Source organism: Facklamia sp. HMSC062C11 (assembly GCF_001810675.1).
Taxonomy (GTDB): domain Bacteria; phylum Bacillota; class Bacilli; order Lactobacillales; family Aerococcaceae; genus Facklamia; species Facklamia hominis.
Genome location: NZ_KV802374.1, coordinates 138,273 through 148,277 on the forward strand (window position 1 = coordinate 138,273; position 10,005 = coordinate 148,277).

Consider the following 10,005-nt stretch of genomic DNA (forward strand, 5'->3'; position numbering starts at 1 on the left):
AAGCGTTGTGATATAATTTAATGTTGTTAAATTCTAGAGAGGTGAGATTATGTCAGGACATAATAAATGGAGTAAGATCAAAAATAAAAAAGGGGCAGAAGATGCCAAAAAAGGGGCAATCTTTGGAAAGTTATCGAAAGAAATTTTTCAAGCTGCTAAAAATGGAGGTGGCGATCCAGATATGAACGCTAACCTTCGAACTGTATTAGATAAGGCACGTGCAGCTAATATGCCTAAAGATAATATTAATCGTGCTATCAAGAAAGCTACAGATGCTGGTGATACAACCAATTATGATGAAATAACCTATGAGGGCTATGGACCTGGTGGTGTCGCTATTCTAATTCATGCACTTACCGATAATAAAAATCGAACAGACACCAATATGCATGTTATTTTCAGTCGAAATGGTGGTAATCAAGGATCCAATGGATCAGTAGCCTATCTTTTTGACCGCGTGGGTTACCTAGCAATTGATCGCGAAGACTTAGATGTTGATGAAGAAGCGATGTTTGAACAGGTTCTTAATGCAGGAGCTGAAGACTTAAAGGTTTCAGAAGAAGTTTTTGAAATTTTCTGCGAACCTCAAGATTTTAACCAAGTCAAAGATTCTTTAAAAGAAGCTGGTTTTGAATTTGCTGAAGCTAGTGTCATCATGGAAGCTAAAACTAAGGTTGCATTAAATGATACTGATCAAGGCAAATTAGAAAATCTAATTGATAAATTTGAAGATGACGATGATGTACAAGAAGTTTTCACAAACGCTGAATAATTTAAAAAGCTAATCCAGCGAACTCGACATAAATAAGCAGCTGCGCAAATACTTTGCAGCTGCTTTTATACTAATAAAATTTTATATAAAAGGTGCTTTATGATAATTAATCGAAAAAAAACAACTTCTTTTATCTTAATCCTCTTTCTTTTCTTTTTTGGATTAGATTGGGAATCCGTTCAATTAATGGACTCTAACTTCCTTAGTTATTCAACCAATCAGCAAGTCTACCTAATGATGGGCCCTCTCCTAATGGCCATTGCCATTTTTATATGGATTGGCTACTTAGCAAAACGTTGGAATCAATTCAACTGGTTAACTAGCTGTCTACTATTCTTGGTTTGTAGCTTTGCAACAGGTTGGCTAGCTGCTGAGTATAATGACTTTGTAGATACTTGGCTTGGTCAACAATTTGATCAATCAGCCTTTCTTGATTATCTTCTAGCCTTTACGGGAGCTGTGGGTGAAGAAGTCATTAAATTAGTTTTAGTCGGTCTTTTAGCTCACTGCTTAAATTACAAAACACCCGCCCAATTATTTATTATTGGCTGCCTTGTTGGTTTAGGTTTTCAATGGGTAGAAGACTTATCCTATGTCTTTTTAGCGGAAAATCTAGATGATTCACTTGTCACTGCAATCACACGATTAAGCAATGGATTCTGCTCACACTGGGTCTACACAGGAATTACAGGATATGCCCTTTCACACTGGTTTTCTACTGATCTAAAAATTCAAGGTCCAAAAGTGATAGGCCTCATCTGCTTAATTATTTTACTACATTTTATATGGAATTCACCCCTCAGTGAATTTTTCCTTCTCCCGATTACCTTAAATTTAGTAACAGCACTCATCTACTTGACAATCGTCTTAATATTAGACCATCAATCCATTAATCCTCTTTTTAAGCAACAAACGCTCATATATTTTAAACAGTGAATTGATTAAAACAGGGTTGGTGAAAGAGCTTAGTTCTTTCATCAACCCTGTTTTATATTTTGTCTCTATGACTTTAAAATTTTACAACTCTTATGCAGGCTGTCACATACCAGTTAGAAAAATAATTCATTATAATCCTAACATCAAACTTGCGACTTCAAAATAAATTAATAAAGATACAGTATCCACTATTGTTGTAATGATCGGCCCTGCCATAACTGTCGGATCAATCTTTAACTTTTCTGCAATAAGTGGCAGAATTCCACCCATCATTTTAGAAATAATTACTGTGATAATTAACGTAAATGAAACCGTTAAATTTATGCTAATTGGTACATTATCCATGATCAAAATTCTTAGGAAATTAACTACCGCCAAAATAATTCCGACATATATACCAATAGACATTTCTTTGAACATGACTTGAAAAAAGTTTGCTAAAGTAATATCGCCTGTAAAAAGCGAACGGATCACCGTAGTCGAAGATTGACTTCCTGCATTACCCCCTGAATCCATCAGCATCGGAATATAGGCAGCTAAAGCAACTGATCCTGCTAACATACTCTCATAACGATGAATAATAAATCCGGTGATCGTTGCTGTCACTAGACAAATAACCAACCAAGTCGTACGAGACTTAGCAATTGCAAAGTTGGATGATTCTAAATATCCTTCATCTGGTTCATCAGTAATCCCGTGAATATTGGATAAGTCCTCATCATATTCTTCACGTACAACATCAATGGCCCATTCCACAGGTACTGTCCCGATTAATCGATTTTCACGATCCACTACTGGAATTTGGGATAAATCATAACGTAGGGCTAACTTAGCAACCACTTCTTGATCATCATGAGCCGAAACAGTTCGGTTCACAGACTGCATTAAAGGCATCAAATTATCTTCTTTCGCCCGAAAAAGATCCGCCAAGAAGATAAAACCAATTAATTTTAAATAAGGGTCGGTCACCCAGATTTGTTCAAGCTTGTCAGCATCAAGATCAGAATTTAGGACTGCTTGTTTCACCTTATCAATAGGATCGTTCATTTTACAAGATATAAATCGAACTGACATAATTGAACCGACACTGTCTTCTGGATAGCCTAATAACTGATTAATAATAGGCCGACGATCCTCATCAATATAACGTGTCATAATCTGTTTAACCATATTGGCAGGCATTTCTTGCAGAGTATCAACCAATTCGTCTTCATCAAGCTCCTGCATTAATTCCTGAATACGATCTTGTGATAAAATTTGAATAATTTCTAGTTTTTTATCTTTTGTTAACTCCGCAAAAGTATCTGCTAATAAATCCTTATTCAATAACTTAATTCGAATGGCTACTTCATAAGGGGTTAAGTTGGAAAAATGTTCTGCCAAATCGACAGGGTTCATCTTATTTAGATGTTGCTGTAAGTCTTTTAATTCTTGACTTGAATATATTCTATTAACCATTTAAATCCTCCTTTTTCAACACAAAAACATCGTTTCAGTGTCTTATTCAGTGGATTAAACCGCAAAAAATCGGCGAATCAAATGAATTCGCTGAGATTTAATCTGCCATTTAATCATATGACTAAAACACAAAGGATAATCATCCGATTGACTATCATGCGAATCCATTAAAATCACCTTCCTTCTCACTTACTGACTAAATATACCCTATTCTTTTTCAACTTTCAATCCGTTTTAAGCAAATCAGTAATCAAAATGACTATTTTTAAAAAATTAAAAGTTGCTGATTACTTCTAAGTCACTATTAACGATTAGTCAAATAAGTAGTTATAAGTAGTTCAATTATCAAAAGCAGATAAAAGGCTACGACCCTCATGTCGTAGCCTTAGCCTCTAGACTCCTTCAAATAAACCCGTAGCATTATTAACATTCATTGTAAAAACAATTCCCGCTCCAGGGCGATTAATATCTAATTCATGATCAATGACTTGAACAATTTGGGTCACATTTTTTGATTCAACAACCATCAAAACTATTTCTTTTTCAGGTTCAATCTGAATATTAAAGATTTTAGATTCCATTTTTGATCCTAAGCCTCTACCATGCAAAATGGTTGCACCACTCGCACCAACTTGACGAGCAGCCTTTACCACCTCATCCCCAAGGTCTCGATCTACAATTGTTACAATTAGCTGATGTAATGCCAATCCGTTCTCCTCCTCATTAAAATCCTCATGAATTCGTTGACTCCCATAAACAGAGGTCGTATCAAATGAAAACAAGACCCCTTCACCCTTCTTTGATAGATGACATTCATCCTCTAGTACTCGATGCAGATGCTCTTCTTGAGTTTTCTCAACAAGCATCAATAAAGCTTCTCTTTTTGAATCATGAAGCCCTAAAAAATTTAAAACAGGATGATTAATGGTCCCTTCTGCTCGAATAATTGTGCCACCTCTTGCGCCAGCTTGACGCGCTTTTTCTAAGAAAAATGAGGCGGTATGATTTTTAACAATGGCTAAAAATAAAACTGTTCGCATTGAATAACCTCCTCTAATTTGATTGTGTCTTCTTTAGTTTAATCTTAAAAATTAAGCCCAATAATTGTATCATGACTACTGGTGTCATAGCAACCGTAGCAATTACCCCAAAACCATCCGTCACACTATTAGCCTGAGGAATAAAAGTGGCAGCCCCTTGTGCAAAGGCTAAAATAAAAGTAGCTGTCATAGGCCCAGACGCTACTCCCCCGGCATCAAAAGCAATCCCAGTAAAAAGATCATCGACAAATAAAGATAAAATTACGGCTAGTAAGAATCCTGGCAAAAGATAGTGCCAAATTTGAATAGAGGGAGTCATAATACGGTATAAGGAGGCTGCAAGGGCAATTCCTACCCCGATTGAAAGCGATCCTAAGAGCAAACGATTATTTATGTATCCCCCGGTTACCTCTTCCACCTGATCACCCAAAACATGAACTGCAGGTTCCGCTAAAACAACCACCATACCAATTATAAAGCCTAAAAAGGGTAGGAAGAACAAATAATTTTCAGCCAAGTGTGAACCAAGATAACGCCCCATATCCATGAATCCTTGATTCACACCGATTAAGAACAAGACCAAACCAACTAAAACGTAAATAATCCCCTTAAAAATATCCGTCAACTCAGATTTTTTTAATCGGAATAAGGTCTTATTCATAATAAAGAAGACGATAATTAGGGGAGCTAAAGCAAGTAATGATTCTTTAAAAGTATGCCCGATTGCATGTACAAATGGACTAAGGATTCCTTGGGTATAGACGTACTCAGCCTCAACACCTTGAAAGGTCGTATTAAATATCAATGCCATCAACAACACTGCTAAAATAGGCCCAACTGACATCGCTCCAACCAATCCAAAGGAGTCTTCCTCCGCCTGTTTTCCCCCTTTTCTTGCTGAAACAGAAGCTGATAAGGCTAGAATAAACGGAGTGGTTAAAGCCCCTGTCGTCGCACCAGAAGCATCAAAAGCGATCGCTAAGAAATCGTTAGAAACTAAGAGTGACATCACAGCAATCAATCCATAACATATCGCAAAAAAATACTTCATTGGAAAGGAAGATAGGATCCGATAAACTCCAAAAGAGATCATAAACCCAACTCCGATTGAGACCATAAAAACAATCAATTGTGTGGAAAGTAGCCCTCCCATAGCATCCGAAACCTCTTGACCTAAAATTAGTAAGTCAGGTTCAGCTACAGTAACTGAAAAACCAATCACAAAACTTAATGCACCCACCATCCATCTTGCAGTTGATCGAGCAACTGCTCGCCCCATGTGTTGTCCTATAGGTGCCATTCCAACATCAACACCGAAAAGGAAAATTGTTAATCCGATAATCAAAAATAATCCTCCCAACAAAAATCGAATTAACATATCACTTGAAACATGAACAAAAAATGTACATAGAATTAAGACAATAAAAATAATCGGTAAAACAGCTGCTAAGACTTCTTTTAACTTGTCTAATAACAAACCCATATATGTCCTCCTTTTTTGTTAATTATTTAATAATATTATAGCATAAATCTCTTTTAAAGTTTACTAAAAAGCTTTATTTTTAAAAATCAATATTATTATAATTCAAAAAAAATAAAAAGCACTCATCTAGATCAGATAAGTGCTATTACTTTTAGTATTCTTTAGATTTCATAGTTAATTTGTAGTAAAAGAGCCTTTACCAATTGAGCGGACCGAGCGCCAGCTTGAATTAAAAATTCATCAAAGGAAAAGGCGGCTTCTTGATCACCATTATCGGAAATCGCCCTGATAATCACAAAAGGAACATCTAAAACATAAGACGCTTGAGCAATGGCAGCAGATTCCATTTCAACCGCCCTAACATGAGGAAACTTAGCTTTAATTTGATCAATCGACTGAGCATGGCTAACAAATTGATCGCCTGAAGCTATTTGGCCTACAACAGCTCTCATTTGTAGAGTATCAGCAGCTTCCTTGGCTTTTTGAAGCAAGAGACCATCTGAATAATAAGCAATGGGCATTCCTGCCATTTGACCAAATTCATAATCAAATGCTGTTACATCAACATCATGGTGAACTAAACTCTGACCAATTACTAAATCCCCCACTGTTAAGCCAGGATCAACTCCACCAGCTGTGCCGGTATTAATTAATAAATCAACATCAAATAAAACTTTCATTAAGCTAACACAGATACTCGCATTTACTTTACCGATACCTGATTGACAAAGCACCACTGTATTGCCCGATAGCACTCCTTCATAAAAGTCAAAAGAATGATACGTCGTTTTTTTAATGGAGTCCATCGATTGTAATAACAATCGAATTTCTTCCTCCATCGCTCCAATTATTCCAATTTTTTTTATCATAGTTCCCTCCTAAGCTAAGAATGCAATCAATAGGACTAACAACAAAAGAACACCTACAATGAGGATTCCATTATTTAAAAAGTGATCTATCCGATAGGAATAACGAGACCGCTGAAGATTATGAGAATTTTGATGATCTAGCGTATCATTTTCTACGACATCTGACGTCACTGAGGAGATAGTTTGAGTATTTTCATCAAATCCATCTAAATCATAATAAACATTAGACACTCCAGTATCATTATTATTTTCTGTATGTTCCCTATTTGAATTATAAATATTATCTTCTATTGATTCATTTAATGAATCCCATGAAGTAGAAGGAGCATCATCGACTATCGATTTATTCTGTAAATAATCTAAATATTCTTGATAAGTACTTTGCTTATTGGCTCTTTTTCGCTTAAATAACCCCATGATAACCTCCTGTTCCTAAAAAAATCTGCAATGCAAATAATGTTTTAAGATCTTGAATTTCTCCCTGCTCCAGCATTGTTTCAATTTGCTCACGATCATACCATTCACAGCTTACATCTTCATCATCATCTTGAGACAAAGCGTCCTCAACCAACTTAAGATTCTTAGCAAAGAATAAATAAATTTTTTCATCTAAAAAGCCTGGTGAAACATAAAAAGAAGGCCCTTTGACCCAAGTTTTTGCTTGATAACTCGTTTCTTCTTCAAGTTCTCGCTTAGCGGCACAAATTGGTTCTTCCAACTGACCTTCAATTTGATCGATTAAACCTGCAGGAATCTCCAACAAATCACTAGCCACTGCAGGTCGATACTGCTTCACTAAACAGACTTGCTGCCTTTCATTAATAGCCAAAATAGCAACCGCCGGCAAATGGTGAACTAATTCACGTTGTACCTGAATTCCGTTCGGTAATTGAATTTGATTTGAAAAAACGCGCAACATTTTTCCCTTAAAAACTTCCTGCTCTTTTAATGTTTTATTTTCTTGAATAAAACGAATCGAAGACATCACTATAACAACTCCTTTATAATTAGTTTTCAAAATAGGCCTTAAGTCCGATCTAGCATTTCAACTAATTATGCTATTATAATTATACTAGAGGAGGGACAATCATGGTCACGTTTTTAAAGTTAGCCTTTTATATTTATCTATATGGAAATCTTTTTCAATATATTAAACACCTCAATCAAGATTTTAATCAAGGTAAAAATTTAAAGCAAGTTTTTCTTGGTGAATCCACACAATCTCTAAAAAAACTCTTTATTGCTACAATTATCTCACAAATTATAAGTTTTATTAGCGGAATTGTTTTCCAGCTTAGCCTCTATCCTATTATACTCATTATTTTAAGCTGTTGGCTGTTAATTAGCTGTCTATTCATCTTAGAAAATATACTCGGATATCAAATGAACTCAAAATCTTATTATACCATTCAAATTTTTATATCCATTTGTCTACTTATCGCCTACACAGATAATCAATATCCATTCAGTTTATTTAATTTTATGGACGATATACGAGTGATTACCCTTTTAGTTATCGGAACTGCTGTAATTTCTGGTCTCTTTAACAAAATTACAGGACGTCATTCAAAATCATCTAAAATCAAAAAAAATAAAACTAAATCTAAAAACAAACTTCGCCCCGAACGATTAAAACTCTATCAGGAAGCAGGACTTAGTGATCAAGAAATTGATCATTTTAGACAACAAATGCAGACTAGTCGTAATCAAATCAAATCCATTGAACAAGAATTGGCCAAAAATGCTAAAACGCGGGCAATTGAAGCAAATTATCATTTAATAGATATTCTAAAAAACTATTTTAAAGATATTGTAAATCAGCCCCAACGTCGACTTTTAGCTGGAAATTTTTTAATAAATTTACTTCCCCAACTCGAAGATATCTTGAAAAAATACAATGAGATTAATCGACATGTAGCTAAAAATAAAGAAAGCTATCTCATCCTAGAAAAATCCGCCCAAGTCATTGATCGTTTAGCTCAAGAAATCACAGACGATTATCTGCAATTTCACGCAAAAACCTATCAGGATCTAGCTGATGACCTTGCACTCGCTGAAAAAACACTCAATCAACGAATTAACCAGTAAATCTACCAAAAATTTAAGGAGGAAAAATAATGCCATCTAATCTATCAAAAGAAACAAACGATCCTTATAATAGCTATGATGTTCTAGATGATCTCTTAGCCAATCCCTTTAATAACCAAGATAGACCTCTTAACAATGATAAGCAATTTGATACACTATCCATTAATACATTTTCAATGGATACAGACCCTACTTTGATCAAGGATCCCGTACCACTTATCGAACGACTCAACGAAGCACATCAAGCTCAGGCTCAAAAAATCGCCGAACAAATTGACCCAAGTCAAAGTCAAGCCATCCTCAATTATGGAAGTCAAGCTCAAAAAAAACTATCTGACTTCTCCCATTCCATGCTGCACCAAATCCAAATCAAAGATACTGGTGAAGTTGGAGATTTACTCACTGAGCTAATGGAAACTTTAGGCGACACTGATCCTCAGGAATTAAGTAGACAGCCCAATTTTTGGCAAAAATTTCTAGGAAAAGCACGTCAATCAATTACTGACACACAACTAAAATATCAAAAAATTAGTAGCCAACTTGATAAAGTTTCTATCCGACTAGAAAGAGAAAAAAATGCCTTAATTCAAGATAACCTCTTACTAGATCAACTATACCATAAAAATAAAGATTATTTTGATGCGTTAAATATTTATATTGCTGCCGGTGAGTTAAAGCTTAAAAACATGCAAGAAAAAGATCTTAAACAAGCCATCGAAAAAGCAAATGCAAGCAAAAATCAAATGGACGTTCAAGTTGTCAATGATTTACAACAATTTATTGAACGGTTAGATAAACGAATTTACGATCTTAAATTAACGCGTCAAATCACCTTACAACAAGCTCCCCAAATTCGTATTATCCAAAATACAAATCAAGCCTTAGCAGAAAAAATTCAAGTTTCCATTCACACAGCAATTCCACTCTGGGAAAATCAAATTACCTTAGCTTTAGCAATATTACGACAAGAAAAAGCGGCTAATTCTCAACAAATTGTATCGAAAACAACCAATGATCTTTTAAAGAAGAACTCAGCTATGCTCAAACAGTCAACCCTTACAACGCTTACTGAAACTCAAAAAGCAGTGATTGACATGGATACACTCAAACAAACTCAAAAAGATTTAATCGATACGATTGAATCGACCCTCTCCATACAATCCCAAGCGCGTAAACAACGATTAGCTGCTAGCATTGAACTTGAAAATATGGAAAATCAACTGCGCGAAAAATTGTTAGAGTTTTCAAAACAAGAATCAAAAGATTCAATGACCAAGCAAGAAGCTCAATAAATGTCCTCTATTTTCAGTATTAAACTAAATATAATAGAGGCTGTGACACAAGTCTCAAAAATACCCA

At 35.2% G+C, this 10,005-nt stretch carries 10 protein-coding genes; 4 read left to right on the forward strand and 6 right to left on the reverse strand.

Annotated elements, in window-relative coordinates:
* The first annotated feature begins 49 nt into the window (after window positions 1–49).
* Both HMPREF2758_RS00780 and HMPREF2758_RS00785 read left to right on the forward strand, forming a co-directional pair.
* Window positions 50–772: a YebC/PmpR family DNA-binding transcriptional regulator gene (locus tag HMPREF2758_RS00780; protein WP_016647618.1), complete on the forward strand. Its 723-nt coding sequence runs from the start codon at window positions 50–52 to the stop codon at window positions 770–772.
* Between the two features lie 99 nt (window positions 773–871).
* A complete protein-coding gene (locus HMPREF2758_RS00785; RefSeq protein ID WP_016647617.1) occupies window positions 872–1,708 on the forward strand; it encodes a PrsW family glutamic-type intramembrane protease in 837 nt (278 codons plus the stop codon).
* A gap of 129 nt (window positions 1,709–1,837) precedes the next feature.
* On the opposite strand, the gene mgtE is transcribed toward HMPREF2758_RS00785, so the two are convergent.
* From mgtE to HMPREF2758_RS00815, 6 genes are all read right to left on the reverse strand, one after another.
* On the reverse strand, window positions 1,838–3,166 hold the full coding sequence (gene mgtE / locus HMPREF2758_RS00790; protein ID WP_016647616.1) for a magnesium transporter: 1,329 nt from the start codon (window positions 3,164–3,166) through the stop codon (window positions 1,838–1,840).
* 392 nt (window positions 3,167–3,558) lie between these two features.
* Window positions 3,559–4,206, reverse strand: coding sequence for a P-II family nitrogen regulator (locus HMPREF2758_RS00795; RefSeq protein ID WP_016647615.1), 648 nt, complete (start codon window positions 4,204–4,206; stop codon window positions 3,559–3,561).
* Window positions 4,207–4,219: 13 nt separating this feature from the next.
* The gene (locus HMPREF2758_RS00800) at window positions 4,220–5,689 is read right to left on the reverse strand and encodes a DUF1538 domain-containing protein (protein ID WP_016647614.1); all 1,470 of its coding nucleotides are present in this window, start codon (window positions 5,687–5,689) and stop codon (window positions 4,220–4,222) included.
* Window positions 5,690–5,850: 161 nt separating this feature from the next.
* Window positions 5,851–6,558, reverse strand: coding sequence for a 5'-methylthioadenosine/adenosylhomocysteine nucleosidase (locus HMPREF2758_RS00805; protein ID WP_016647613.1), 708 nt, complete (start codon window positions 6,556–6,558; stop codon window positions 5,851–5,853).
* 9 nt (window positions 6,559–6,567) lie between these two features.
* Window positions 6,568–6,975: a hypothetical protein gene (locus tag HMPREF2758_RS00810; protein WP_016647612.1), complete on the reverse strand. Its 408-nt coding sequence runs from the start codon at window positions 6,973–6,975 to the stop codon at window positions 6,568–6,570.
* The gene (locus HMPREF2758_RS00815; protein WP_016647611.1) at window positions 6,962–7,543 is read right to left on the reverse strand and encodes an NUDIX hydrolase; all 582 of its coding nucleotides are present in this window, start codon (window positions 7,541–7,543) and stop codon (window positions 6,962–6,964) included. The genes HMPREF2758_RS00810 and HMPREF2758_RS00815 overlap by 14 nt, the downstream gene beginning before the upstream one ends.
* A gap of 104 nt (window positions 7,544–7,647) precedes the next feature.
* Here HMPREF2758_RS00815 and HMPREF2758_RS00820 point away from each other — a divergent pair, with 104 nt between their 5' ends.
* Both HMPREF2758_RS00820 and HMPREF2758_RS00825 read left to right on the forward strand, forming a co-directional pair.
* Window positions 7,648–8,646, forward strand: coding sequence for a 5-bromo-4-chloroindolyl phosphate hydrolysis family protein (locus HMPREF2758_RS00820; RefSeq protein ID WP_016647610.1), 999 nt, complete (start codon window positions 7,648–7,650; stop codon window positions 8,644–8,646).
* A 29-nt stretch (window positions 8,647–8,675) separates the two neighbouring features.
* Complete coding sequence (locus HMPREF2758_RS00825; protein ID WP_016647609.1) at window positions 8,676–9,938, forward strand: toxic anion resistance protein; 1,263 nt, start codon at window positions 8,676–8,678, stop codon at window positions 9,936–9,938.
* Window positions 9,939–10,005: the final 67 nt, after the last annotated feature.